General features: G+C 65.0%; 24 protein-coding genes and 1 pseudogene. 8 read left to right on the top strand and 17 right to left on the bottom strand.

The window, feature by feature from the left end; genetic code table 11:
* From AWB68_RS49535 to AWB68_RS20390, 10 genes and pseudogenes are all read right to left on the bottom strand, one after another.
* A partial coding sequence (locus AWB68_RS49535; protein WP_143281967.1) for a hypothetical protein occupies window positions 1–262 on the bottom strand: 262 nt, incomplete at its 3' end.
* A 47-nt stretch (window positions 263–309) separates the two neighbouring features.
* Window positions 310–612, bottom strand: coding sequence for a DUF4148 domain-containing protein (locus tag AWB68_RS20350; protein WP_087646155.1), 303 nt, complete (start codon window positions 610–612; stop codon window positions 310–312).
* A gap of 222 nt (window positions 613–834) precedes the next feature.
* Window positions 835–1296: a hypothetical protein gene (locus tag AWB68_RS20355; RefSeq protein WP_087646156.1), complete on the bottom strand. Its 462-nt coding sequence runs from the start codon at window positions 1294–1296 to the stop codon at window positions 835–837.
* Window positions 1293–1499 carry a hypothetical protein gene (locus AWB68_RS20360; RefSeq protein WP_087646157.1) on the bottom strand — a complete coding sequence of 69 codons (207 nt, stop codon included), beginning with the start codon at window positions 1497–1499 and terminating at the stop codon, window positions 1293–1295. Before AWB68_RS20360 ends, AWB68_RS20355 begins: the two co-directional genes overlap by 4 nt.
* Window positions 1500–1655: 156 nt before the next feature.
* Window positions 1656–2783: an extracellular catalytic domain type 1 short-chain-length polyhydroxyalkanoate depolymerase gene (locus AWB68_RS20365; RefSeq protein ID WP_087646158.1), complete on the bottom strand. Its 1128-nt coding sequence runs from the start codon at window positions 2781–2783 to the stop codon at window positions 1656–1658.
* A gap of 37 nt (window positions 2784–2820) precedes the next feature.
* Window positions 2821–3243, bottom strand: coding sequence for a ribbon-helix-helix domain-containing protein (locus AWB68_RS20370; RefSeq protein WP_087646159.1), 423 nt, complete (start codon window positions 3241–3243; stop codon window positions 2821–2823).
* A gap of 236 nt (window positions 3244–3479) precedes the next feature.
* Entirely contained in the window at window positions 3480–3677 is a 198-nt protein-coding gene (locus tag AWB68_RS20375) for a hypothetical protein (RefSeq protein ID WP_087646160.1), read from the bottom strand.
* A 226-nt stretch (window positions 3678–3903) separates the two neighbouring features.
* Entirely contained in the window at window positions 3904–4437 is a 534-nt protein-coding gene (gene tssJ, locus AWB68_RS20380) for a type VI secretion system lipoprotein TssJ (protein WP_087646161.1), read from the bottom strand.
* Window positions 4438–4450: 13 nt separating this feature from the next.
* Window positions 4451–5593, bottom strand: a complete 1143-nt coding sequence (gene tssG / locus AWB68_RS20385) for a type VI secretion system baseplate subunit TssG (protein WP_087646162.1) — start codon at window positions 5591–5593, stop codon at window positions 4451–4453.
* Window positions 5590–6501 (bottom strand): annotated as a pseudogene (locus AWB68_RS20390) (type VI secretion system baseplate subunit TssF); the annotation flags it as partial. The gene tssG and the pseudogene AWB68_RS20390, both read right to left, overlap by 4 nt.
* On the opposite strand from AWB68_RS20390, the gene AWB68_RS20395 reads away from it, so the two are divergent.
* The 4 genes from AWB68_RS20395 to tssE all read left to right on the top strand — a co-directional run bounded on the left by AWB68_RS20395 (window position 6425) and on the right by tssE (window position 11765).
* On the top strand, window positions 6425–8029 hold the full coding sequence (locus tag AWB68_RS20395) for an OmpA family protein (protein ID WP_235028424.1): 1605 nt from the start codon (window positions 6425–6427) through the stop codon (window positions 8027–8029). The pseudogene AWB68_RS20390 and the gene AWB68_RS20395 sit on opposite strands and share 77 nt — an antisense overlap.
* A 60-nt stretch (window positions 8030–8089) precedes the next feature.
* On the top strand, window positions 8090–8575 hold the full coding sequence (locus AWB68_RS20400) for an Hcp family type VI secretion system effector (protein WP_087646164.1): 486 nt from the start codon (window positions 8090–8092) through the stop codon (window positions 8573–8575).
* Between the two features lie 116 nt (window positions 8576–8691).
* Window positions 8692–11343, top strand: coding sequence for a type VI secretion system ATPase TssH (gene tssH / locus AWB68_RS20405; RefSeq protein ID WP_087646165.1), 2652 nt, complete (start codon window positions 8692–8694; stop codon window positions 11341–11343).
* Window positions 11340–11765, top strand: coding sequence for a type VI secretion system baseplate subunit TssE (gene tssE / locus AWB68_RS20410; protein WP_087646166.1), 426 nt, complete (start codon window positions 11340–11342; stop codon window positions 11763–11765). The genes tssH and tssE overlap by 4 nt, the downstream gene beginning before the upstream one ends.
* A gap of 19 nt (window positions 11766–11784) precedes the next feature.
* Here tssE and AWB68_RS20415 read toward each other — a convergent pair whose 3' ends face one another.
* Both AWB68_RS20415 and amaB read right to left on the bottom strand, forming a co-directional pair.
* Window positions 11785–12957: an NAD(P)/FAD-dependent oxidoreductase gene (locus tag AWB68_RS20415; RefSeq protein ID WP_087646167.1), complete on the bottom strand. Its 1173-nt coding sequence runs from the start codon at window positions 12955–12957 to the stop codon at window positions 11785–11787.
* 59 nt (window positions 12958–13016) lie between these two features.
* Window positions 13017–14516, bottom strand: a complete 1500-nt coding sequence (amaB, locus tag AWB68_RS20420; RefSeq protein ID WP_087646168.1) for an L-piperidine-6-carboxylate dehydrogenase — start codon at window positions 14514–14516, stop codon at window positions 13017–13019.
* 231 nt (window positions 14517–14747) lie between these two features.
* Between amaB and AWB68_RS20425 the strand changes: the two genes are divergently transcribed.
* Window positions 14748–15359 (top strand): helix-turn-helix domain-containing protein, encoded by a 612-nt coding sequence (locus tag AWB68_RS20425; RefSeq protein WP_087646169.1) that lies wholly within the window; start codon window positions 14748–14750, stop codon window positions 15357–15359.
* 15 nt (window positions 15360–15374) lie between these two features.
* On the opposite strand, the gene AWB68_RS20430 is transcribed toward AWB68_RS20425, so the two are convergent.
* The 5 genes from AWB68_RS20430 to AWB68_RS20450 all read right to left on the bottom strand — a co-directional run bounded on the left by AWB68_RS20430 (window position 15375) and on the right by AWB68_RS20450 (window position 21342).
* Window positions 15375–16220, bottom strand: coding sequence for an IclR family transcriptional regulator (locus AWB68_RS20430; protein ID WP_087646170.1), 846 nt, complete (start codon window positions 16218–16220; stop codon window positions 15375–15377).
* Between the two features lie 126 nt (window positions 16221–16346).
* On the bottom strand, window positions 16347–17180 hold the full coding sequence (locus AWB68_RS20435) for a sugar phosphate isomerase/epimerase family protein (RefSeq protein ID WP_087646171.1): 834 nt from the start codon (window positions 17178–17180) through the stop codon (window positions 16347–16349).
* Between the two features lie 12 nt (window positions 17181–17192).
* Entirely contained in the window at window positions 17193–17804 is a 612-nt protein-coding gene (locus tag AWB68_RS20440; protein WP_087646172.1) for an NIPSNAP family protein, read from the bottom strand.
* Window positions 17801–19555: an FAD-dependent oxidoreductase gene (locus tag AWB68_RS20445; RefSeq protein WP_087646209.1), complete on the bottom strand. Its 1755-nt coding sequence runs from the start codon at window positions 19553–19555 to the stop codon at window positions 17801–17803. The genes AWB68_RS20440 and AWB68_RS20445 overlap by 4 nt, the downstream gene beginning before the upstream one ends.
* Before the next feature lie 29 nt (window positions 19556–19584).
* Window positions 19585–21342, bottom strand: coding sequence for an FAD-dependent oxidoreductase (locus AWB68_RS20450; RefSeq protein ID WP_087646173.1), 1758 nt, complete (start codon window positions 21340–21342; stop codon window positions 19585–19587).
* A 313-nt stretch (window positions 21343–21655) separates the two neighbouring features.
* Between AWB68_RS20450 and AWB68_RS20455 the strand changes: the two genes are divergently transcribed.
* From AWB68_RS20455 to AWB68_RS20465, 3 genes are all read left to right on the top strand, one after another.
* Entirely contained in the window at window positions 21656–22486 is an 831-nt protein-coding gene (locus AWB68_RS20455) for a shikimate dehydrogenase family protein (protein ID WP_087646174.1), read from the top strand.
* 236 nt (window positions 22487–22722) lie between these two features.
* Window positions 22723–22956 carry a hypothetical protein gene (locus tag AWB68_RS20460; protein WP_087646175.1) on the top strand — a complete coding sequence of 78 codons (234 nt, stop codon included), beginning with the start codon at window positions 22723–22725 and terminating at the stop codon, window positions 22954–22956.
* A gap of 122 nt (window positions 22957–23078) precedes the next feature.
* Window positions 23079–23531, top strand: a complete 453-nt coding sequence (locus AWB68_RS20465) for an ester cyclase (protein WP_087646176.1) — start codon at window positions 23079–23081, stop codon at window positions 23529–23531.
* The last annotated feature ends 29 nt before the right edge of the window (window positions 23532–23560 follow it).

Consider the following 23560-nt stretch of genomic DNA (forward strand, 5'->3'; position numbering starts at 1 on the left):
ATGACTGCTGTTCCACTCCGCGCAGCGGTGCGACGTGCGCGCCTTTTCTACATGCCAACAACGATGAAACCCCGCTAACGACACTCCCCCGGTTGGACCACTCCGACATAACGGTCTGGCGGCGACTGGCAAGCATTGGCGGTGGAAAGCTGCTTTCTTTGCTTACTTTCTTTGCAGCAGCAAAGAAAGTGAGTCCCGCCCCGGACAGGGGCAGAGCTAATAAACCAAAAACAATACAAGTTCCATAGGAGCGCAAAAACATCAAACGGTGTGCCCCAACCCAACCCAACCCACCCCCCAGCGACTATCTCAAGGCGCTGACGCAGGTGCTCCCTTCGCGGCCTTCTCCGCGTCCACCTTGCGCTGCGCGTCCTGAATGTTCTGCGGATAGTTCTGCTGATCGCCACCGGGCTGATAACCGTTCTTCTCGAGCTCCTTCAACTCGGCGTTCTTTTTCGCACGCGCGGCCTTGCGTTGCGCCTTGTGAGTTTCCTTCGACACGGAAGCGGCAGCATCGGGCGCGGCGGTTTGCGCCATCGCGACGGGCGCCCATGCAAGGCCAATCCCGATCGATGCGGCAACGGCTGCTGAAATGGCGCGAATGTGGATCATGACGGATTCTCCAGAGTGACCGCGTTATTTTCGATTCGCCGATTTGCCCCGACGCACTTCGCCCTTGGTACTCCATGCCCGCGTTTCGTGCACGGGCGACCCGGGCGCCGCGTCCGTCGATTCGGCTTGGTGAGTTGTGTCCGGCACAAGCGCTCGAACGAAGCACGGTGCGCCGGTACGTGAAGATAGCGCGCTTTGCGCTTCAGCGGTTCAATCGCTCGATCAACGCTTCACGCGCAAGTCGAGTGCGAGAAACACGAACGTCGACAACTTGCCAAGGCATTCGACGCCCGAGAGTGTCGCGAGCCACGGTGAATGCGCGTATTCGAGGGGGATTTCCGGCGCCATCGCGAGCACGCTCATCAGGCACACGAACAGCAGCGCATACTTCGCGGCCCGCCGCCGTTGCAGCGCCAAGCCGACGATCGCGAAGAGCAGCGTCTTCGATGCGAGCACTGCGGCGATTTCCTCGCCGCTCGTCGTTAGGCCGCCGCTTGCGCTGCCGGTGATGTCGATTTCCCAGGGCAATTCGACCAACGACCACGCGACGACAAAACACGCCGACGCAGCGACCCAACGCCCAAGGCGCCGCGCATCGCCGGGAAGATCGACCAGGTCGCGCTTGCGCCAGAACGGACCGATGCCGCTGACGGGCGGATCGTCGTCGGGGGAGAACGGGTTCATCGCGACGCATCCGGTTTGAATGCCGGAATAGCGGCCAATGCGCAGATCCTGCCCTGCGGCGCGCCGGATAAAGTCATGCTTTTCATATGCGTTTGCCCCGTGTTCAACCCAGCGTAGGCGATCAAAAAAGCGAACTCCATCCGGCAATGCTCGATCTCGACGATGTATCGGTTCGCATCGCTGACGGTCGAGCGGCCGTGCATGAGTGGCGCGGGAGCGCGTGTGGCGGCACTGCGCGGTATACGGGAAAACGCGTGTCGCGACGACGCGACACGCGCTCGCCGCACGCGATGGACAGAGGCTGGACGCCGGCGAGCGGGTCGAAAACTGGCCGGTGACGGCCGGACCGTCCGTCGATCTCAGTGGATCCGGCGCGGATGAGCGAGGAAGAAACGCATCATTTCGGCGCTGGCGTTGGGACCGGACGCGTCGGTGTAAGTCCCGCGCGGGCTGCCGCCGGCCCACGCATGCGGTGCGCCGTGGATGGTCCACAACTCGGCATCGACGCCATGCTCCGACTTGAGCCGCTTGACGTTGCACATGCGATGACCCGGCGCCGCAGCGGGCGCGTGGTTCTGACTCGACGCTTCCAGACCGAAGCCGCGCACGAGGTCCATCGCGTTCGAGGGATGCACGGTCTTGTCCGCGTCGCCGTGAAAGACGATCAGCGGGCGCTTCGGCGCCTCGACGAGCGCGCCGTCCAGGCCGCCGCGACGCGCCTTCGCTCCCTTGCGCTTGCCGCCGCGCATGGCCGCGAGCGCCGACGGCAGGTCGTGCGCGCATCCGTGGGCGAGGCCGGAATGCACGCCTGCTGCCGCGTACAGCTCGGGATACGCGCGGACCATGATCGCCGCCATCGCGCCGCCCGCCGACAGTCCCGCGATATACACGCGATCCGGGTCCACCCGATGGCTTGCCATGACCTCGCGCGTGATCCCCGCGATCAGCGAAGGCTCGCCCTTGTCATGCTCCTGGTCGCCGGGCTTGAACCAGTTCCAGCACTTCGACGGATTGGCGTGCTGCGGCTGGATCGGATACGCGACGATGCAGTTGTGCTTCTCCGCGAGCGCGTTCATTTGCGTGCCGGCAGCGAAATCGTCGGCGTCCTGGGTACAGCCGTGCAGCATCACGACGAGCGGCAGCGGCTCGCTGCGATAACCCGCCGGCACATAGAGCCGATACTGGCGCAATCCGGCGGCGTTCGCATACGAATGCGTCGTGAAGTGTCCGCGATCCTCGACTTCGAGGTCCGACGGAGCCGGCGCACGCGTGAACGCCTTCGCCCTGGCGGTGGCGGTTGAAGTTTCGGTGGCAGTCGCGGGCCGCTCCTGGACCTGGACGTCCGCATGCGCTTCGCTCGCCACGTCGGCGATTTCCTCGCCGCGCAGTGCGCGCTGGATTGCTTCGGTAGCCTCGGTGGGATTGCCGTTGCGCAACAGCGCCATCACCTTGTGCATCGAATTCATGAAGCCTTCGTTCAGTTTCATTTTCTTGTTTCCTTGAGTCGGGTTGTGCGGCCCGGCGCTAGCCGATTCGATCGGCGAGCGCGGCCTTGACCGCGGGCGAAGCGTGAAACGCTCCGAGCACGACGATCGATTCGATCGTCGCCAATGCGAGTTCCGTGGATACGTCGGACGCGATGCTGGCGAGTCCCAGCACGTGGATGTTCAGGCGTTCGTTCGCGGCGAGCGCCGCTTCGAGATCCCGCTTCGAAAAATGCTGCAGGCCAAGTACGAGTTCACGACGCGTGACCGTTTCGTTGACGACCTGCGCATGAAGCGCGAGCTGGTTGCGGATCGCCGTGCGGATCAGGTCCGTCCGGTTCGAATAAAAGCCCTCTTCCACGAGCAAATCGATCTGTCCGAGATCGACGGGACCGAGATTGATCGTGATTTTTTCGCTCTCCCCGCCTTTCGGGCGGAGCGCTTCGACAACCTGTTTTGCCATATCGACCATCCATTTAACATCCAATGGGATGGTTATAGGCTGGTAAAGGACGATTGTCAACGCGAGAAAAGGGGGTCGCTACGCGCTCGAATGGCGCGACGACACGTGCGAAAAAGCAAGGGAGAGTGATGCAGACGGGAGGGGGCACGCCGCGCCGGCAAGCCTGAGAGGCCGCCGACTACACGCAGCGAGCAGTCCGCTATGGAGCGGAGGGATTTAGAACAACTGGCGGGCGGTTAGTTGTAGCCGCGCACGACGCGGGACGTCTGGCCTTCTTCGGCACCTTCGCCGGCGAAACGTCCGCAGACTTCGGTGACATATTCCGGTTCCGCGCAGACCTGACTCGAATGATGCGAGATTGGGGCTTGTTCATCGCCGATTGTTTCGGCATCGTCCAGCCACGTCGCGAAAGTCGCATGCGTGTTGGTGTCCATTTGTCACTCCTTGTGGAAGTTGATGGAGGGTTGGCCTTCACATCAAGAGTGCGCGCACAAAACTGCAAACGCCCTAGTGGATTTCATCGATGGACGGCCGGCAAACGTCTGCAGGTCGGGCTTTCGCGACAATAAATACGAGGATTGTTGCCAGGAACCGACACCGCCGTGCCAAGTAGTCAAGCAAAAAAAGTGCTCGTCGTGCGATCAGCGCAGGTCGCGCACGTCATCGTGCCGGACGCTGGCGCGGCGCATCGGTGAGCGCAACCAGTTCGCGATCGACCAGTTCGAACCTGAGCGGCTCGCTCGCCGACATCGACTGCTTCGAAATCACGCGACGCCAGTCGCGATCGTCCTTCACGTCGCGAAAGAACGCGACGACCGCCACATATCCGGTGTCCGCGCGCATCGGCTGCGACACGCTCGCCGCGCTGCCCGGATTGACGACGACACCGGCGCTATCCTGCAAATCGGCGGCCAGCACGGCGCGGTCGCGGTTCAGGAGGTCGTCGTAGGAGGCGGCGTCGAAGGATCGGCGGTCCTTCAACTGATAGACGCGCACCGCCACCGACACCGGGCGATCCGCCTCGTCCGGATTGAGCGACGCGCGCGCGGTGAGATCGAGATTCAGCGTCTTGACCTGCTTGTAGAACACCGCGTGGTAAGCGGTCGAGGTCGCATCGGATGCGGACTGCCAGGCACCGCATGCGTCTAGGATCAGGCTCGCGGCCACGGCAGTGAGGAGGACAACGGTTCGCATGCAATCTCCTGGTTCATGCGGCGGCCGCACACGAGGTGCGCCGCGCGGCTACCTTCGCGGGAATCGCATCGTAGCGGCCAAGCGGGATCGTGATAACGCGATCGCCGACGGGTTTCAACAGCGTCGTCCAGGCGAGACGTCCGGCTGGAGGACTGTCCGCTTCGCTCGCCGCCGGGACGCGCGGGCTTCCGAGCCTCAGCGCCGGCGCGACGGCCGCCGATATTTCCATGCGCAGCACGACATCCGCTTTGTTGCCCAGATACAGGCGCAGCAGGCTCATCAACTCGCGATGCAGCGGCTCGTCCGGGAGCAGCGCATGCGCCTGCGCGGCGGTTGCCGGCGCAAGCGTGATCCGCACCGCACTGCCGCGATCGATGACGCGCCGTCCCAGCACGTGGCCCCGGCCGAGTCCTTCTGCTGCGGCGGCGGTCTGTCTGGACGAACCGCCCGAGCGCAGGGTCGGCCGCTCGTCGAGGCGAACCCACACCGCGAAGCGCTCGTCGACCTTCACGCCCGCACCGGGCACCGCGAGCGCGACGACGCCTGTCAGCCCTTCCGCCGTGCGCGTGCGTTGCGCAAGCAAGCCCAGCAGTCCCAGCACACGCGACGACGGCAACCCCGCGCTCGTCGCCTTGTCACCGAGACCGAAGCCCGCGAGACATAACAGGTTGCGCGACATGGCGTCGATGCCGCCGCGCTCGAACCCCACCGGATACCGGTATTTGCGCCACGCACGAAAGAAGAGCGTCGCGATCCGGTGATTGAAGATGTCGAGGAAGGCCATCACGGCCTCGTGCCCCTCGCGTCTCAAGACGATGTCGTCGATCAGGTGCGGCGGCATCGCCGCGTTGACGCCGTACAGGCCGAGAAACGTGGTGCGCACCGACGGCGGCCGATCCGGGTGTTCGCCATCGAATTCGACAGCCGCGACTTCGGTGCCCGGAAACCCCACCTTTGGATGCGGGCGGAATCGCACCGGGTCGCCGGCGGGGGTGTCGCGTGTGCCTGGAACGGTGCGATCGCGCCTGGATTCGGGCGTCAGGTGTTCGAGCAACTGGCACAACTGGAAGAAATTTATCCGCGACGCGCGCGCGAGCACGACGCGCGCAAGCGGCGGCAGACTGGACAAGCCATGAGGCATGTTGGGCACCTTCATAGCGACGACCTTCCTGCATGACTCGCTGGCCATTCGATCCGTTTACCGGCGGGGAGGCTAATGACAGTTAGTTGCGTAAACAAATTGATCTCCGCGTACAGCGCAAAGAACCGATGCAGCAACTCGCCGAACAAACAGACATCGCCTTCGCCCGCAAAGGCGTGGCTGTCGAGTGTCACTTCGATCAACACACCGCGCTCGATGCCCCCGCCGACCACGCGCCGCAGCAGTTTCTGCACGACATGCTGAATCCCGGCGAGCCGCCGGCGGTTCATCTCGTCGCTCGTCCAGTCGTACAGCGCGAGCGCGCCGCGCAACACTTCCGCGTCCATCAGCGACAGGAAGTTCGGCGCAAGATGCGACAGCACGCGCCACTGAAAGCGATCGTCGACGGGCGGATAAACCGGCAAGGTCGGCGACGTGAGATTGCGAACCTGCGCCACGTTCGGCGCGCTTTCCACCAACTGGTCGATGCTCGCCTCACGCAGGCCCTTGCGCGGCAACATGCCGTTGGTGCCCGTCACCCGCAGCGACAGCGTTTCCTCGGGCAAATCCTGCATCGATTCCCATGCGTGGCCGCCGAGGATGATCCACGTATCGAAGAGCCCCTTGACGCCCTGCCTCACGCGCGTATGGAAGTACCGTTCCGGCGCTTCATGCCGCAGCATGCCGCCGCGATGACGGAACGTCGAAAACGGCACGTACTCGAAGCGCTCGGCAGTTTCGTGATCGAATGAATCCACCGCTTCGACCGAATAGGTCTCGACGAAGCTGCCGTGATGGTGCATCGGCTTCACGCGATATCCGTTCCGCACGCTTGTCGCGCTCGCCGTGCTGCTCGCGGCGGGCGTCGTGCTTGCGGTGTTGCCGTTGAGCCGCGGCGTCGCGTGGAGCGTGACGTGTGCGGCGTGCGCGGCCGGTGCGGCGCTGATCGCGTGGCACACGCTGCGTCTGCGGCGCGCATTTGAACAGAATGCCGCGACGTTATCGGCGCTTGGCAGGTCCACGGCGCTGGGCAACTTGCCGGGCGCGCTGCGCACGCGGATGCCGCTCGTGCTGGTCGTCGGCGATGCGCTCGAACAGGTCTTTGCGAACGGGCGAGCCGTCCACGTCGGCGCGGGCGCGATCTGGCTGCGCGTGAACAAGCCACGCGACTTGCCGGGCCTCGCGCTCGCGGTCAAGGCGTGGCGCGGCGATCGTTCTCCGGACGGCGTGGTGCTCACGCTCACGCCCGACACCCACACCGACGACACCCTCACGCAAACGCTGCGCGCGCACCGTCAGGCACTCGGCGACACAGCGCGCCTGCTTGCCACGCACGTGCCCGGCTATGTGGCCGTCTATCAGCGGCTCACGCAAGATGACAGTCCGCATTGGTTCGGCCTGTCCGCGACGGCGCCGTTGCGCGATGTGCGGCAGTTCGAAGGTGTCATGCAAGCGGCCGAAGCAGAAGCGCGAGCGACCGGTCGCGCGCGGCCTGAAGCGCGCGCAGCGGGCCTCGCGTCGCTCATCGGCTGGACCTGGGAAGTCGTCAATGGCGTGCTGCGGGACCCGCGCCAGCCTGCATCGCCGTGGCCGCTGCACGGCGCGGCATGGATCGACTGTGGCCCCGCGAGCAACCGTGTCGAGGCTCCGTGGCAAGCGCATCTGCGTTCGCGCACATGCCTCGACCCAGCGCCGCTTGCCGCATCGTCCATGCCTTGGCCCTTGCCCGAGCCGCTGATCGATGCGTGCCCCAGGCGAGCGTGGGTCCCGCCGCGCCTGCGCGCTTTCGCTCACGCCATCGCGATGCTCGCCTGTGCGCTCGCGCTCGCGTGCTGGGGCGCGGCCAAGAACAATCAGGTGCTGATGAACCAGGTCGCGGCCAACCTCGCGCGCTTCACTGGCACGCCCGCCGAGCACGACAGCGCGCGTCGCGCCGCACTCGCCGCGCTGACCGCCGACCGCGACCGCCTCGACCGCTACGAGCGCACCGGCGTTCCACTGCGCCTCTGCTTTGGCATGTATCGCGGCGCGGCGCTGCTACCGGTGCTCGACCGGGCAATCGCGTCATACGAGCCGCCGCCCTCGCCGCCGACCATCATCACGCTCGACAGCATGTCGCTCTTCGACAGCGGGCGCGCGCAACTCAAGCCCGGTTCGACGCGCGCACTCGTCGGCGCGCTGGAGATGATCAAGGCTCAGCCGGGCAAGCGGATTCTCGTAGCCGGCCACACCGACAACCTCGGCGACCGCGAAAGCAATCAGCGCCTCTCGATCGCCCGCGCGAGCGCCGTGCGCGACTGGCTGATGGAAGCGGCCGCGACACCCGCGTCGGCGTTCGCGATCCAGGGCTACGGCGACTCCCGCCCGATCGCCGACAACCGCACGCCCGAAGGGCGCGCGCGCAACCGGCGGGTCGAGATCACGCTGGTTCCGGAGCGTCCTGGCGCCTGAATTCATCCCGTGGCAGAGGGCTTCGGGATTTTTGCTGCAACCCACCAAGGAGAAATAGAAATGGCTATTCCGGCATACATGTGGATCAAGGACGATGGCGGCGCCGACATCAAGGGCTCGGTCACGGTCAATGGCCGCGAAGGCAGTGTCGAAATCGTCGAGTTCAATCACGGCGTAAGCATTCCGACCGACAACAACACCGGCAAGCTGACCGGCACCCGCGTGCACGCGCCGATCACCTTCACGAAGGAAACCGACGCCTCGACGCCGTATCTCTACAAAGCGGTGACGAGCGGCCAGACGCTCAAGTCGATCGAGATCAAGTGGTACAAGATCGACGACGCGGGCAAGGAAAAAGAGTACTTCAACACGAAGCTCGACAACGTGAAGGTCGTCGCGGTCAAGCCGAAGATGCTCGACATCAAGAACCCGGCATTCGAGAAGCACAACCACCTCGAAGACATCGAACTGCGCTACGAGAAAATCACCTGGTCGTACAAGGACGGCAACATCATCCACGCCGACAGCTGGAACGAACGCTCCTGAAAGCGTGCCCCCGCGCTGGCATCAACGCGCCGAATCAACGTCGGTCCGGTGCCAGCGCTTTTCGTCAGTCCGCCACGCGGACTGACGCTTTTTACCCGCCTCTCTTCGCTCTCGCCATGACCCCACGCGACCTCTCCCCGTTCCTGCGCCGTCTCAACGATCATTGCGCCCGCGCGCTCGCCGACGCGGCGAGCCTTTGCGAAACGCGCGCCCACCGCGACATCGAGGTCGAACACTGGCTCATCAAGCTGCTGGAGCTCGGCGACGGCGATCTGGTCGCGATCGTGCGCCGCTATGAACTCGACGTCGACGGCATCTGGAATGGCCTGCTCGCCGCCATCGACCGCTTGCCGCACGAGATGCGCGGCAAGCCCGGATTGTCCCAGCGGCTGGGGACATGGCTCGAAGCGGCGTGGATGCGGGCTTCGCTGGAAGGCGGTCCAGCGTCGATCCGCTCCGCTCATTTGCTCGCCGCCCTCGCCGATGCACCGCATCTCTTGCGCGCGCCCGATGCGTGGCCGCTGCTGTCCGTCTCCGCGACGCAGGTCGACCGGTTGCGCGCGGAACTCGACCGGATATCGGTTGAAGCGCCGGCTGTGGTCAGCGAAGGAAGCGTGACGCACGAACGTGATGTTCCTGAGCCGAACGTCACGCTGCGCGGCGAATCCGAAGCGCTGCGCCGCTTCACCATCGACATCACGCAAAAGGCCCGCGACGGCAAGATCGACCCCGTGTTCGGACGCGACGTCGAGATCCGGCAGATGGTCGATATCCTCGCGCGGCGCCGCAAGAACAATCCGATCCTCGTCGGCGAGCCAGGCGTGGGCAAGACGGCGCTGGTCGAAGGGTTGGCGCTCAGGATTGCCGAAGGCGACGTGCCCGCCGTGATCCGCGACGTCAGCGTCCTCACCCTCGACCTCGGACTGCTGCAAGCGGGCGCGGGCGTCAAGGGCGAATTCGAGCAGCGCCTGAAGAACGTGATCGAAGCGGTCCAGGAGTCCGCGACGCCGATCCTGCTTTTCATCGACGAGGCGCACACGCTGATCGGCGCGGGCAATACCGCAGGCGGCGCGGACGCCGCGAACCTGCTCAAGCCCGCGCTCGCACGCGGCGAATTGCGGACCATCGCGGCCACGACGTGGTCGGAATACAAACAATACTTCGAGCGCGATGCCGCGCTCGAGCGGCGTTTCCAGATGGTCAAGGTCGACGAGCCCGACGACGTGCGCGCCTGCCTGATGCTGCGGGGACTAAAGGAACGCTACGCGCGGCACCACGGCGTGCATATCACTGACGCGGCGGTCGGCGCGGCCGTGCGGCTGTCGCGCCGCTATCTGACCGGACGCCAGTTGCCCGACAAGGCCGTCGACCTGCTCGACACCGCGGCGGCACGCGTCAGGATGAGCCGCGAAGCCACGCCGATCGCGATCTCAACCTGCGCGGCCGAACAGGCGGCGCTCGAAGTCGAACGCTTGGCGCTCGTGCAGGATCAGGGCGCGGCATCGGCCGAGGTGAGCGGACGGCTCGACGCCATCGACGCTCGGCTTGCCGCGCTCGCGATCGAACGTGAACGGCTCGATTGCGCATTCGCCGAGCAGAAGGCCGCGACCGACACCCTGATCGCGCAACGCGAAGCATGGCTCGCGGCCACCGACGAATCCACAAGGCGCGATCTCCGGCAATCGATCGCGCAGGCCCACGCGGCCATCGCGGAACACGGCGCGGATGCGCTGGTCCACGCGGAAGTCGACGAAGCGGCCATCGCGCGTGTGATCGCCGACTGGACGGGCGTGCCAGCCGGCAGCCTCTTGTCCGACGAACTCGCGACACTCCTCGATCTGGAGACACGGCTCGCGCGTGTCGTGGTCGGTCAGGACGATGCGCTTACCGCGCTCGGCAAAAGCTTGCGCGCCGCGAAAGCCGGGCTCAAGTCGGAGGAAGCGCCGCTCGGCGTGTTCCTGCTCGTGGGACCGTCCGGTGTCGGCAAGACTGAAACCGCCCGCGCGCTCGCCGACCTGATGTTCGGCGGCGAACGCGCGCTCGTCTCGATCAATCTGTCCGAGTACCGGGAAGCGCATACGGTCTCGCAACTGAAGGGATCGCCGCCGGGTTATGTCGGTTATGGGCAGGGTGGCGTGTTGACCGAGGCCGTGCGTCAGCGGCCCTACTCGGTGATCCTGCTCGACGAAGTGGAGAAGGCGCATCGCGATGTGCTCAACCTGTTCTATCAGGTATTCGATCGCGGCTTCATGCGCGACGGCGAAGGCCGCGCGATCGATTTCCGCAATACGGTGATCGTGATGACGTCCAACCTCGGCAGCGACGAGATCACCGGCGCGATGGAAGTTTCGAAGGATGTCACCACCGGCACGCTGATGGAAGCGATCCGCCCGCTGCTCGTCGAGCACTTTCAACCGGCGCTCCTCGCGCGCTTCCAGACCATCGTGTACCGGCCGCTGTCGTCGGATACGCTGGCGTCGATCGTGCGGATGAAACTCGACAAGGTGGCTCAACGCATCGAGCGGCGCTTCAACGTGCCGCTCGTCTGCGACGACGCGTTGATCGGCGAACTCGTGCGCGCCTGCCAGTTGCCCGATTCGGGCGCGCGCAACATCCACAGCCTGCTCGATCAGCAGATCCTGCCCGTGCTCGCACGCGAACTGCTCGCGCGTGCTGCAAGTCAGCAGGCAAGCGCGGCAGTGCGCCTCTCATACTCCGACGAAGACGGCATCGCGGTCGAGTTCGACCACGCAGGCAATCCGGCATGACGAGCGGGCCGTCTCTCTACGACATGCTGCTCGGCCACATCGACGGCGAGCCGCTCGACGCCCACGACAACGACACGCTCGAAATCCTGAGCGTGCTGGACAACCTGAGGCGCATCCTGAACACTCGCGCGGGCACGCTCAAGCATCTGCCGGACTACGGTCTGCCCGACCTGAGCACGATCTACCGCAACCTGCCGGCGTCGGCTCATCAACTCAAGGCGCAGATGGAAGCCACGCTGCTTGTCTACGAGCCGCGCATCCGTTCGATCGACCTGGAAGTGCTGCCGACTGAAAGCGGCATGGTGGTGAGCTACGAGATGACGTGTCATCTGCGCAAACGCGGCCTCGTGCGCTTTGGCACGCACTACGAGCCGCCCGGGCGCACGCGGCTTGAATGGCGGCGCCGCTCGAATACCGACTGACGGTTCGCCCGATGCGGCATCAAACCACGTTCTTTTCGACGATCGGCTGATTGTCGAGCACGCGCTGCCAGCCGAGCGACGAGAGATCGAGCGTCGTATAGCGGCCATGCAGAATCAGTTCGCTGACGCCGCGCCCCGTCGCCGGTCCTTGCTGGAGACCGTGCCCGCTGAAGCCGTTCGCGAAGATGCAATTCTCGATGTCCGGGTGGCAACCGATGATCGCGTTCTGATCGAGCACGTTGTACTCGTAGTAGCCGGACCAGCAGTTCTCCACGCGCAACGCTTCGAACGCCGGAACGCGATGGGCGAGCGTCGGCCAGATGACGTCGTCGAAGAGCGCATGGTCGACTTCATCGAGCGGGAGGTCGTCGGGATCGTTGTCCGCTGACGGCGAAGTGCCGCAAATATAGGTCCGCCCTTCGGGACGAAAGTAGACGCCGCTCGGGTCGATCACGAGCGGACACGCCGAGAGCCGCGCCGGCGACGACACGTTGAAGATGCTGCGTCGCCGCGCATGGACGGGGATGTCGATGCCGAGCATCTGCGCAATTGTGCGTGACCACGCACCCGCCGCGTTCACCAGCATGTCGCATGCGTGGCTCTCACCGTTCGACGTAACCGCATGCGTCACCGTGCGTCCGTCGCGCTCCAGTCCGACGACATCGGCCGCGACATAGCGCGCCCCAAGCGCTTGCGCCTTCTTGCGAAACGCCTGCACGAGTCCGTAGCCGTCGAACCAGCCCTCGCCGCTTTCGCCGAACGCGCCCGCCGCGAGGTCGTCGGTGTTCATCCACGCGAAACGCTCCCGCAGGCGCTGGCTGTCGAGCAGGCTGATGTCGGCGCCGAGCCTTGTCTGTAGCGCGTGGTTCTCGCGCAAAGTCGCGACGCCCGCCGCCGTCGCGAGAAAGAGATAGCCGCCTTCATGCAGGTCGATCGACGGCTGAACGCCATCGACTTCGAGGCGCTCGCCAATCGAGCGCAAGAACGCGATCCCATAGAGCGACATCTGCACCGAAAGCGGCGTGGAAAACTGCTGCCGGATCGACGCCGCCGACAGCGCCGACGACGAGCGCGCATAAGTCGGATCGCGTTCGATCACCGTGACCTGCACGCTCGGATCGGACGCGCGCAGGAAGTAAGCCACCGCACTGCCGATCACGCCGCCGCCGACGATCACCACCTTCGAAGTCACGCTGTCAGTCTCCTGTCCCGTGCAGAATGCTTGCTGGCGCGCCGCCGTCGTCGTCGTCGTCAGCCGATCGAGAAGTCGATGCCCTGCGCGAGCGGCAATTCCGACGAATAATTGACCGTGTTGGTCGCGCGGCGCATGTAGCCCTTCCACGCATCCGAGCCCGATTCGCGGCCGCCGCCGGTTTCCTTTTCGCCGCCGAACGCGCCGCCGATCTCCGCGCCGCTCGGACCGATGTTCACGTTCGCGATGCCGCAGTCGCTGCCCGCCGCCGACAGGAAGCGCTCGGCTTCGCGCAGGTCCGTCGTGAACGCGCAGGACGACAATCCATGCGATGCGGCGTTGTTCGCGGCAATGGCTTCATCGAAGTCGCCATAGCGCAGCACATAGAGGATCGGCGCGAACGTTTCGGTGAGCACGACCTGCGTTTGCGCGGGCATCTCGACGAGCGCCGGGCGCACATAGAAACCCTGCTCGCAGCCCTTGACCTCGACGCGCTCGCCGCCGAACACCGTGCCGCCTTCTTCCTTCGCTTGTTGGAGCGCTTGCTGCATGCGTGCAAACGCCTGGGCGTCGATCAGCGGCCCCATCAGCACGCCTTTTTCGAGCGGGTTTCCGATCGGCACTTTTGCGTAGAGTTCTTTCAGGCGCGCAACGGTTTCGTCGTAGACGCTCTCATGGATGAAGAGCCGCCTGAGCGATGTGCAGCGCTGCCCCGCCGTGCCGACCGCCGAGAACAGGATGGCGCGCCGCGCGAGTTCGGGATCGGCGCTTTTCGACACGATGCCCGCGTTGTTGCCGCCCAGTTCGAGGATCGAGCGTCCGAAGCGGCGCGCGACTTCCACGCCGACCGCGCGGCCCATTGCCGTGCTACCCGTCGCGCTGACGATGTCCGAGCGGGAATCGGCGACGAGTTGCGCACCGGCTTCGCGCCCGCCGATGATGACCGACGTGAGGCCGGCGGGTGCCGAGCCGAATTCCGCGAGCGCGTCCTGCATGATGCGCTCGACGGCGAGCGCCGTGAGCGGCGTCTTTTCCGACGGCTTCCAGACGACCGCGTTACCGCAGACGAGCGCGAGCGCCGCATTCCACGACCACACCGCGACCGGGAAATTGAACGCCGAAATCACCGTGCACACGCCGAGCGGATGCCACGTTTCCGCCATCCGGTGACCCGGCCGTTCCGAGGCGATCGTCAGGCCATAAAGCTGGCGCGACAGGCCGACGGCGAAGTCGCAGATATCGATCATCTCCTGCACTTCGCCGAGTCCTTCCTGCAGGATCTTGCCTGCTTCGAGCGAAACGAGGCGGCCGAGCGCCGCCTTTTTCTCACGCAGGCGATTGCCAAGGAGCCGCACGAGTTCGCCGCGTCGCGGCGCCGGCACATCGCGCCATTGCGCGAAGGCCGCGCGGGCCTGCGCGAGCGCCGCATCGACTTCGGCTTCAGTGTGCGTCTTCACGCGGCCGATGCGTTCGCCGGTGATCGGAGAGGTCACGTCGAGGTCGCCGCCGTCGGCGAGCTTCGCGATGCCGAGTTCGGCGAGAATCGAATTGGCGTCCATAGTGCGCTCCTTGTATTTCCGATACGAAACTTGAGTGGATTGGGCAACTATACACGACAGTGCCCCACGTCTGCATTCAAGTATGCGTGTTAGGTGAAAACCCGTATTTTTAGGGTCTTACCTTTCACTCGTGGCGCGTTTGCGCGACGCTGCGAAGAACGATCGGCAAATCCCGAACGAATGTTACTATCGGAAACAGGAATTCCACTAAGCCAGCGATACCTGGAAACAATGGCCAGCAAAACCCTCAACGCATCCGCCGAACCGCCGGTGTCCGATCTGGGACGCAGGGTGAAAGCGGCTCGCGTCGCGCACGACATGACGCTCGAGACTGCGAGCCGCCTGTGCGGCGTTTCGCGTTCGGCGCTGTCGAAGATAGAGAACGGGCTGATGTCGCCGACGTTCGACGTGCTGCAAAAGATCGTTCGCGCGCTGGAGATCGACCTCGGCGCGTTGTTCGGTTCGACCGCTGCGCCGGGCGCGAGCGGCCGCCGGTCGTTGACGCGCAAGGACCAGGGCCGGCGCCATGCGTATCGCGGCTATCAGATGGAATTGCTCGCGACCGATCTCGCGCACAAGGCGATGCTGCCGTTTCGCATCCGCATTTCGGCGCACACGCTCGATGCCTTCGACGACTGGGGCCGTCACGAGGGCGAAGAGTTTCTGTATGTGATCAGCGGCAGCGTGTGCCTGTATTCGGAGCTTTACACGCCGACGCATTTGAACGCAGGCGACAGCATTTATTTCGACAGCCGCACCGGCCACGCGGCCGTATCGACTAGCGAGGAAGACGCGGAAGTCCTCTGGATGGCGACGGGCGGCGACGTGCCGTCGGCGGCGTAAGGTGCTTGCTCGCGCTCACTTTCCCCGCTGGCGCAGCTTCTTCGCCACCGGCGCCGCCGGCACCTCGACCACCGCCGGCGTGCGCTTGAAATAAGGCGAACTCAGCGTGGCCGCGCCCATGTCCGTCGCCGCTTCGAGCAATGCCGGCGCAAGCTCCTTCAACCGCGCTTCCGGCAATCGGCTCGTCGGCCCGGCGAGACTCACAATGCCCACCACCACCCCCGTCACCGGATGATGAATCGGCGCGGCCATCGACGTCATGCCGGCCTCATACGTTTCGCTCGCGATGCCGTAGCCGCGCTTGCGGGCCCCCTGCAGATCCTGCAGAAACTGCTGAATGGTCTTGGGCGCCTTGGGCCCGCCCTGCCCCGCCTTACCAAGCCCGCCCTGCTTCGACACGAGTTCAAGCGCCTCTTCATCGGAAAGCGAAGAAAGCCAGGCCTGCCCGCTCGCCGTGCAATGAAGCGGCGGCTGGCTGCCCATGTCCGGGTCATAGCGCAGACCCGACTTCGCGCCCTGCGCCTTGCCGACGAACGTGATGTGATCATCCTCGACGACCCCGAGCCGCGCCAGTTCCCCCGACGCCGCCGCAAGCCGGTCCAGCACCGGCTGCGACACGTCGAGCACGCCGCCCGTCGACAGATACACCAGCGCCAGCGAGACGAGCTTCAGCGCCAGCATGTACTCGCCGTGCTCCTCGTCCTGACGGACGTAGCCTTCGTCGATCAGCATCGACAGCAGCCGGTGCGTGCCGCTGCGCGGAATGCCGAGCGTGTCCGCGATCGTGGCGAGCTGCATGCGCCCGCCGTTCTTCGCCAGCAATTCGATGATCCCCAGCGCCCGCTCCAGATTCCCTGCCATTGATCGCTCTCTCGGAATGTTCGATTCCCAATGAGAACACGATTCCAGGTCGGAACTCAATAGACGAATGCGGCGCGGTGGGACTTTTTTCCGGTATCCGGGCGTCACGCCGACAGGGGACTTGAATCAGTTGAGCGCGTAGGTCTTGTCGAGCACCGCGAGTGTCGCTTCGCGCAGCCTGCGCGCGCGTTGAACCGCGTTTGCCGTCCTGGCCCAGCCTTCCATCGGTGCTTCGATGCTGATGGGCAAGCCGTCGGGCAGCGCGCGCAGGATGCCCGCGAGGTCGAGGCCGCCCTCGCCCGGAATCATCCGCTCGCAGCGCGCTTGATAGAGCAGCGTCTGAAGATCGCTCGGCCGCTCGGCGGGCGCATCGCAAAACTGCACGTAGCCGAAGTATTCGCGCGGCAACGCACGCAGTTCATCGGTCAATGAGCCCGCGCGGTCGAAGTGGATCGGATCGATGATGAGACCCGTGTTCATCGCCCCCGAAGCCTTCACGATGCGCGCGGCCTGCGTGATGTCCTTCGCGTCGGTCCAGGGCATCGGTTCGAGCGACGGCGTGAGTCCGAGCGGCGCGGCAAGTTCACACAGTTGTGCGAGGCGTTCGGCGGTGCGCGCTTCGTCGGGGTCGTTGCCCGCGACGAGCACATAGCGTGCGCCCAGTTCAGCCGCCGTTTCGAGCATCGGCTGATAGGCGGCGATGTCGGTATCGGGCTTGAGGCGCAGGATTTCTGCATCGAGCACGCGCACGCCGGTGTCCTTCAATCGCGCCAGCGTTTCGCGTTTCAGCGGCGTATCGCCGACGATCTCGTGACGTACTTCATGATCGGTCGCGGGCAGGAGCCGCAGGCCGACGAAATCGTAGCCGGCCTCGGCCGCGCACTCGACCATCTGCGGCGGCGTGAGTTCGAGCACCGTCAATGCGGACAGCGACAACGCGCGTTGGTTTTGCCTTGACATGTCTTCCCCTTCCTAGCGCAACGGTGAGAACGGCGCGGGCACGTAGATGGTCGATTCCATCGTCGTCAGATGGGCCGGTCCACCCTTCGGCGGCCAGACGCCATCCTTCACGGCCTCAGCGCGAATGCGCGAACGTTCGTCGACGCTCTTGTACGGCCAGATGTTGAGAAAGCGGGGCACGGTGCCGTCGAGCGCATACATCGCACCGACCAGCGGCGAGCGCCGGATGCGCTCGGGCACGGCGGTTTCCCATGCATCGATGGTGTGCTGAAGGCTCGCGAGCTTCGTGCCGTAGACGCGCATCTCATAGATGCCGCCATGCTCCGCCGGCTCGATCGGCGGCAGGAACGGAAACAGCGAATAGCTTTCGACCTTCACATCGGTGATGAACTCGCCGCAGTTGAACGGATTGCCTTCGAGCAAGAGGCGGCGGCGCTCGGCGATGAGCGCTGTTTCGGATTCGAAGCCGCGCAGCACCATCACCTTGCCGAGCGCGCCGATATCCGAGTACCAGCAACCGAGGAGCTTTGCGCCCGGCTGGTCGCTGTTCGCCTTGATATTTTCGAAGACCTGCGCATTCGTGCCGATCTTTACCGTGAGTGTCACTACGTCATAGAGGGTCATTGCATTGTCCTTGCACGTTTGAATGTAGAGAGATCGGCGACCGCTTCCGAACCGGCCGGTTCAGCGAGCGCGATGCCGGCGAGATAGCCGAAGGTCATCGCGGGACCGAGCGTGATGCCGCCGCTCGGATAGCAGCCGCCCATCATGCTGGCCGCGTCGTTGCCGACCGCGTAGAGGCCGCGAATCGGGGCCCGCGTCTGGTCGAGAACGCGCGAGCGCTCGTCGGTCGAGAGGCCCGCGAAAGTGCCGAGACTGCCGGGCAGCAGCTTGACCGCATGGAAAGGCCCATCGACGATCGGCGCGAGGCACGGATTCGGCATGTGCCGCGGGTCGCCCTGCACGCGGTTATAGGGCGTCGAGCCTTTATGAAATTGCGGATCGAAGCCGTCCTTCGCATAACCGTTGTACGCCGCGACGGTCTCGACGAGTCCTTGCGGATCGATGCCGCATTGCGTCGCGAGTTCCTGCAGCGTGTTGGCCTGCTTCAGATAGCCAGAGCGTCGATAAGGTCCAATCGGAAACGGAAACGGCTTCGAAAATCCAAGCCCGTAGCGCCGCTGAAAACGATGATCGCAGACGAGCCACGCGCACACTTCATCGCCTGGCTGGGTGGTGCCGATCAGCGCACTCATGAAGTCGTGATACGACGATGCCTCGTTGACGAAGCGCTTGCCGCCGCGCGTCACCGCGATCACGCCCGGCTTCGCCCGTTCGATCAGGTGCGGGAACGCGGCTTCCGGCTTGTTCTTGCCCTTTGGCACGAGCGAAACCGGCGCCCATGCGGCGGGCGTTTCAAGTGCATCGTTGAAATGCGCGCCGATCGCCTCGCCCATGCGGATGCCGTCGCCGGTATTCGCACGCGGCGCCGCCGACCAGTGCTCGCGTCCCGACGGCGTGTAGGCAAACGTCTGCGCGCGCCGCGCCAGGTCGTGCGGATAGCCGCCGCACGCGAGCACGACACCGCGCGCCGCGCGCACTTCATGCATCACGCCTTCGATCTCGACCCGCGCGCCTCGCACCCGGTCGCCGTCGCGCAGGATCTCGACGGCCTTCGCCCGCGTGCGCAGGTCGACGCCACGATCCGCCGCCGACTTCAGCAAGCGCGCCACGAGCGCGTTGCCGTTCACGAGATGCATCGAGCGTCCGTAGCGCAGCTTGTGCCCCGCGAACGCGACGAGCCGCCGCGTGACGTGCCATGCGGAGCGCAGCGAACGCGTCGCGTTGAAGAAGTGCGCGAGGTCCTGCCCCGAGCCGATCGCCATGCCCTTGATCGTGACCTCGGCAAGCGGCGGACGCAGCTTGTCGATCAGGTCCCCGAGTTCACGGCCATCGAACGGCATCGCACAGATCGAACGGCCGCCTTTCGCCGCGCCGTTCGTCGTGTGAAAATCGGGAATTCGGTTGCCGTCGATGAAACGCATCGACGTGTTGCGCTCGAAGAACTCGACCATCTTCGGGCCATGTTCGAGCAGCGCATCGACTTTGCCGGCATCGAACTGTGCGCCGAGTTCGTTTTGCAGATAAGTGCGCGGCGCATCGATATCCTCGACGATGCCCGCGCGCGTCGCGAGCGGATTGCGCGGGATCCACATCCAGCCGCCGGACCACGCGGTCGTGCCGCCGAACACGTCTTCCTTTTCGGCGACCATGACGGAGAGGCCGCGCGTCGCGGCGGTCACCGCCGTGGACAATCCACCCGCGCCGGAGCCCAGCACCAGCACGTCACATTCGAGAATCGGTTCGAGTTTCATGGTGAGTCTGCTTCGTTCGATGAGGGTCATTAAGCGGTCGTGGCGGTCTTCGCAGCATGCGCTCGGACCGCCGATGAAGCACGCGCCGCCGCATGACGTCCCGCGAGATACGCGAATGCGAGTCCGGGACCCAGCGTGATGCCCGGGCCGGGATACACGCCGCCCATCACCGATTGCATGTCGTTGCCGCAAGCGTAGAGTCCGCCGATCGGTTGATCGTCGCGAGCGAGTATGCGTGCGTTCTCGTCCGCGACGAGGCCGGTCGCCGCGCCGATGTCGCCCGGATAGAGACGCACCGCGTAGAACGGCGCGCGCCCGATCGGGCCGATGCAGGGATTCGGGCCGGTCGATGTTGCGTCGCCGTTGGCGCGCTGATAGTCGGTCGTGCCGCGCTTGAAGTCGGGATCGACGCCGGTCTCGGCATAGCGATTGATGCGCGCGACGCTGTCGGCGAGGCCGGCTGCGTCGATGCCGAGCTTCGCGGCAAGTTCGTCGAGCGTGCGGCCTTCGGTCAGATACCCATCGGCGATGAAGGGCGCGAGGCCCTTGCCGCCCGGGCGCACCATGCCGAGTCCGTATTTGCGCAAGCCTTCTGCATCGGTGACGAGATACGCGGGCACCGATGGCGTCTTGCGATTCGCCTCCTGCATCGCGATGCCGAACAGGTGATACGAGGTGTTCTCGTTAAGGAAGCGCCGGCCTTCCTGGTTCACGACGACCATGCCCGGCTTGCCGCGATCCATCAGGAAGTGGGGAAATACTGCGGTCGTGCCATCGCTGCGCTTGCGCACGGAGACGGGCGCCCAGAACGCATTTGAAAGCGCGCCTTCGCCATAACGCGCGCCGGCGCCAAGTGCCAGGTCCTGCGTGCTGCCCGCGTGGCCGGGGGCGCCGGGACACCAGCTCGGATCGACGCCGGGCAACATTGCGCCGCGCCGCTCGCGATGTCGGTTGAAACCGCCGCTCGCGAGAATCACGCCGCCCTTCACCGCGATACGGCGACGCTCGCCGTTCTGGCTGAGCGTGATCGCATCGATGCCGTTCGCGCTCTCATGCAACTGTTCGAGCTTCGTGCTGACGAGCACCGTCACATCGCGCGCAAAGAGCGAATGCAGCAGCCGTCCGATGAGCGCATTGCCCATCACGAGGCGCGTGCCGCGCGGCCAACTGATGCGGTCGCATGCGTGGCGTGCAAGCAGCTTCACTGCGTGTCCGAACGATGCGAGCGAACGGGTCATGTTGAGCAGGTGCCCGACGTCGTCGCGATCGACCATCATTCCGCCCACGACGGTGAATTCCGGAATCGGCGGGCGAATCAACGCGAAGTTCTTGCCGAGCTTGCGGCCGTCGAAGGGCAGCGATTCCAGCGCGCGGCCACGCAACGTCGAGCCTTCGACTTCGGACAGGTAGTCGGGATGAAACGGGCGCGCGCGGTATTTCACCTCCGAGTTCGCCTCGATATGCGCGACCGCCTTCGGGCCCGCCGCAAGAAACGCCCGGCGCATCGCCCGGCTGCTGCGCTCGCCGACCGCGCGTTGCAGGAACGCTTCGGCGTTCTCGACCGTATCGTCGCGATTGACGTCGCCCGCGTGCAGCGAGCCCGGAATCCAGGTCGTGCCCGCCGAATACGCCGTGGTTCCGCCGACATATTCCGTGCTCTCGACGAGCAGCACCCGCGCGCCATCGATGGCCGCGAACAGCGCCGCCGACATGCCCGCCCCGCCCGCGCCGACCACCACGACATCGAACGTTTCGTTCGGGGTCAGGGCGCTGAGTGTCTCCACCATTTCAAGCTCCTTGTCTCGTTGATGCCCGGCTCGCGATACGATCCAGCTTCGATGTGGAATATTCTTTGATGTTGGAATACTATTCCAGAAACGTAGCTTTGAAAAGGCTTTTTAGAGACGACAGAGGACGACGATGAAGGTGCTGGTGACGGACGGGTGGCGCGTGGACCATGCGACGCCTGCTCAGGCGGGAACTGAACGCTGCCGCGAAAAAGCTCAAACACTGGAATGTAGTTCCAGATTAAATTATTGAATACAATTCAACTCTAGATTAAAGTTCGAAGCGGGGCTATCACGACTTGGAGGCAAGACAATGACTCAGGGCAACTCGTTTTCCGCGTCACTCGACGCAGGTCTCGGCGGCGCGACGCGTGTGTATTTCATCGTCGGCGATCCGATTGCGCAGGTGCGCTCGCCGGCGGGTGTGACGGCCGCGCTGCGCGCGGCAGGACGCGACGCGGTCGTCGTCCCCGCGCACGTCGCCCCGTCCGACCTGCCCGCGTTCTTCACGGCCGCCACGCAGATGCAAAACGTCGACGGCGTGATCATCACCGTGCCGCACAAGTTCAGCGCGACGCAATACTGCGCTTCGCTCTCGGATGAAGCCGCTTTTCTCGGCGCGGTGAACACGCTGCGCCGGCAGGCCGATGGCACCTGGCACGGCGGCATGTTCGACGGCACGGGTTTTGTCGCGGCGCTCGGCGACGCGGGCTGCGATCTGAAGGCGAAACGCGCGCTGCTCGTCGGCGCGGGCGGTGCCGGGTCGGCTATCGGTCACGCGCTCGTGAATGCGGGCGTTGCATCGCTCGCGGTGCGCGACAACGACGCCGGGCGCACCCAAGCGCTGGTCGCGCGGCTCAATGCGCTGAAGCTCGGCGAAGTGACGATCGCCGACTGCGATGCCGGCGCGGAATCGTATGAGGTCGTCGTGAACGCGTCGCCGATGGGCATGCGCGCCGACGATCCGCTGCCGGTCGACATTTCCCGGCTCGCGGCCACGACCTTCGTCGGCGATGTGGTGACCAAGCCGCCGCTCACGCCGCTGATCGAAGCGGCCCGCGCGCGCGGTTGCAAGACGGTCACCGGCACGCAGATGTTCGGACGCGTCTGCGATCGCATGGTGCAGTTTCTTCTCGAAGCCTGAAGCCGGACGCTTCAGACGTGCAGATGTACGTGCTGCGCGGCCTCGTCGTCTGACGACGCCTCATGTCTGATGCAAAGGCCTGCATCCGAAGAGCGCGGGTCCGTATTCATCGCCCGCTGGCTCCGGCCAATCCCTCCTACATTCGTCGCACTACCTCCCAAAGCGGGGTTTCGAACGCTCGTGCGAAAGACTAGATTTGTGACTCCCGATGACGCCGCACGGCAAGGAGACACACGATGGACGGAACTCCGATCGAATACAAGGGCTGGGGACTGACGCCGATCGTCTCCCGAACGCCTGAGGCCTTCAACGTGCTGCTGCTGGTGGAAAAGCCGAACGGCATCCGGCGCGCGATGGGGCCGCTTGGCAAGTTTCAATCGGCTGCGATAGCGGTTTCCTTCGCAATCGAGTACGGCAAGGCGCTGGTCGACGGGCGGCCGTTGCCGAACCAGCAGGCCGCAGGCCGATAGCCGGACCGCAAATGCCAACTGCCACGACGTCGGGGCGAACGGTTCACAAACCCCTTCCAAGACGCATCGCGACGCGTGGACGATAATCAAGGCTCCGACAGTCCCACCGACGAGGAGCCACAATGAGTGACGAGATCCCAGCCACGCCCGCCGCGGATGACGCTGCAAAACGCACCGTGGCGCGCGTGTATCAGGCCTTCGAGCAATGCGACATCGCCTTGTTGCGCGCGGCGGTGACCCCGGACTGGCAATACATCGCGGGCTCGGAAGACAGCGTGATGCTCGTCGACGACATGATCCCGCTCTTCTCCAATCTCTCCGTGGGCCTTCCCGGGCTGAAGATCGACTTGCTCGACGTGATCGTTCACGACAACCGCGTCGCCGTGCGCGCAAGAGTGACCGCCACGCACACCGGACCGATCGCCGGCATTGCACCGACATCGAAACCCGTCGCGTTCGCCGTGCATTCGTTCCATGAGTTGCGCGGCGACCGGGTTGCTAAAACGTGGCATCTCGAAGACCGGCTCGCACTGTACCGGCAGATCGGCACGTTTCCGCCGCCGCAAGAGACGTAAGCGCGTCATTCCGGTAAGCGGCATCGGTT

This window comes from Caballeronia choica, from assembly GCF_001544535.1.
GTDB classification, from domain to species: Bacteria; Pseudomonadota; Gammaproteobacteria; order Burkholderiales; family Burkholderiaceae; genus Caballeronia; species Caballeronia choica.

Coding starts and splice junctions, on each gene's coding strand:
- AWB68_RS20435 (WP_087646171.1), bottom strand. CDS start 17,180: ATGTCAAGGCAAAACCAACGCGCGTTGTCGCTGTCCGCATTGACGGTG.
- AWB68_RS20425 (WP_087646169.1), top strand. CDS start 14,748: ATGGCCAGCAAAACCCTCAACGCATCCGCCGAACCGCCGGTGTCCGAT.
- amaB (WP_087646168.1), bottom strand. CDS start 14,516: ATGGACGCCAATTCGATTCTCGCCGAACTCGGCATCGCGAAGCTCGCC.
- AWB68_RS20450 (WP_087646173.1), bottom strand. CDS start 21,342: ATGGTGGAGACACTCAGCGCCCTGACCCCGAACGAAACGTTCGATGTC.
- AWB68_RS20375 (WP_087646160.1), bottom strand. CDS start 3,677: ATGGACACCAACACGCATGCGACTTTCGCGACGTGGCTGGACGATGCC.
- AWB68_RS20360 (WP_087646157.1), bottom strand. CDS start 1,499: ATGCACGGCCGCTCGACCGTCAGCGATGCGAACCGATACATCGTCGAG.
- AWB68_RS20465 (WP_087646176.1), top strand. CDS start 23,079: ATGAGTGACGAGATCCCAGCCACGCCCGCCGCGGATGACGCTGCAAAA.
- AWB68_RS20460 (WP_087646175.1), top strand. CDS start 22,723: ATGGACGGAACTCCGATCGAATACAAGGGCTGGGGACTGACGCCGATC.
- AWB68_RS20355 (WP_087646156.1), bottom strand. CDS start 1,296: ATGAACCCGTTCTCCCCCGACGACGATCCGCCCGTCAGCGGCATCGGT.
- AWB68_RS20350 (WP_087646155.1), bottom strand. CDS start 612: ATGATCCACATTCGCGCCATTTCAGCAGCCGTTGCCGCATCGATCGGG.
- tssH (WP_087646165.1), top strand. CDS start 8,692: ATGACCCCACGCGACCTCTCCCCGTTCCTGCGCCGTCTCAACGATCAT.
- AWB68_RS20400 (WP_087646164.1), top strand. CDS start 8,090: ATGGCTATTCCGGCATACATGTGGATCAAGGACGATGGCGGCGCCGAC.
- AWB68_RS20370 (WP_087646159.1), bottom strand. CDS start 3,243: ATGGCAAAACAGGTTGTCGAAGCGCTCCGCCCGAAAGGCGGGGAGAGC.
- tssE (WP_087646166.1), top strand. CDS start 11,340: ATGACGAGCGGGCCGTCTCTCTACGACATGCTGCTCGGCCACATCGAC.
- AWB68_RS20430 (WP_087646170.1), bottom strand. CDS start 16,220: ATGGCAGGGAATCTGGAGCGGGCGCTGGGGATCATCGAATTGCTGGCG.
- AWB68_RS20445 (WP_087646209.1), bottom strand. CDS start 19,555: ATGAAACTCGAACCGATTCTCGAATGTGACGTGCTGGTGCTGGGCTCC.
- AWB68_RS20365 (WP_087646158.1), bottom strand. CDS start 2,783: ATGAAACTGAACGAAGGCTTCATGAATTCGATGCACAAGGTGATGGCG.
- AWB68_RS20455 (WP_087646174.1), top strand. CDS start 21,656: ATGACTCAGGGCAACTCGTTTTCCGCGTCACTCGACGCAGGTCTCGGC.
- tssG (WP_087646162.1), bottom strand. CDS start 5,593: ATGAAGGTGCCCAACATGCCTCATGGCTTGTCCAGTCTGCCGCCGCTT.
- tssJ (WP_087646161.1), bottom strand. CDS start 4,437: ATGCGAACCGTTGTCCTCCTCACTGCCGTGGCCGCGAGCCTGATCCTA.
- AWB68_RS20440 (WP_087646172.1), bottom strand. CDS start 17,804: ATGACCCTCTATGACGTAGTGACACTCACGGTAAAGATCGGCACGAAT.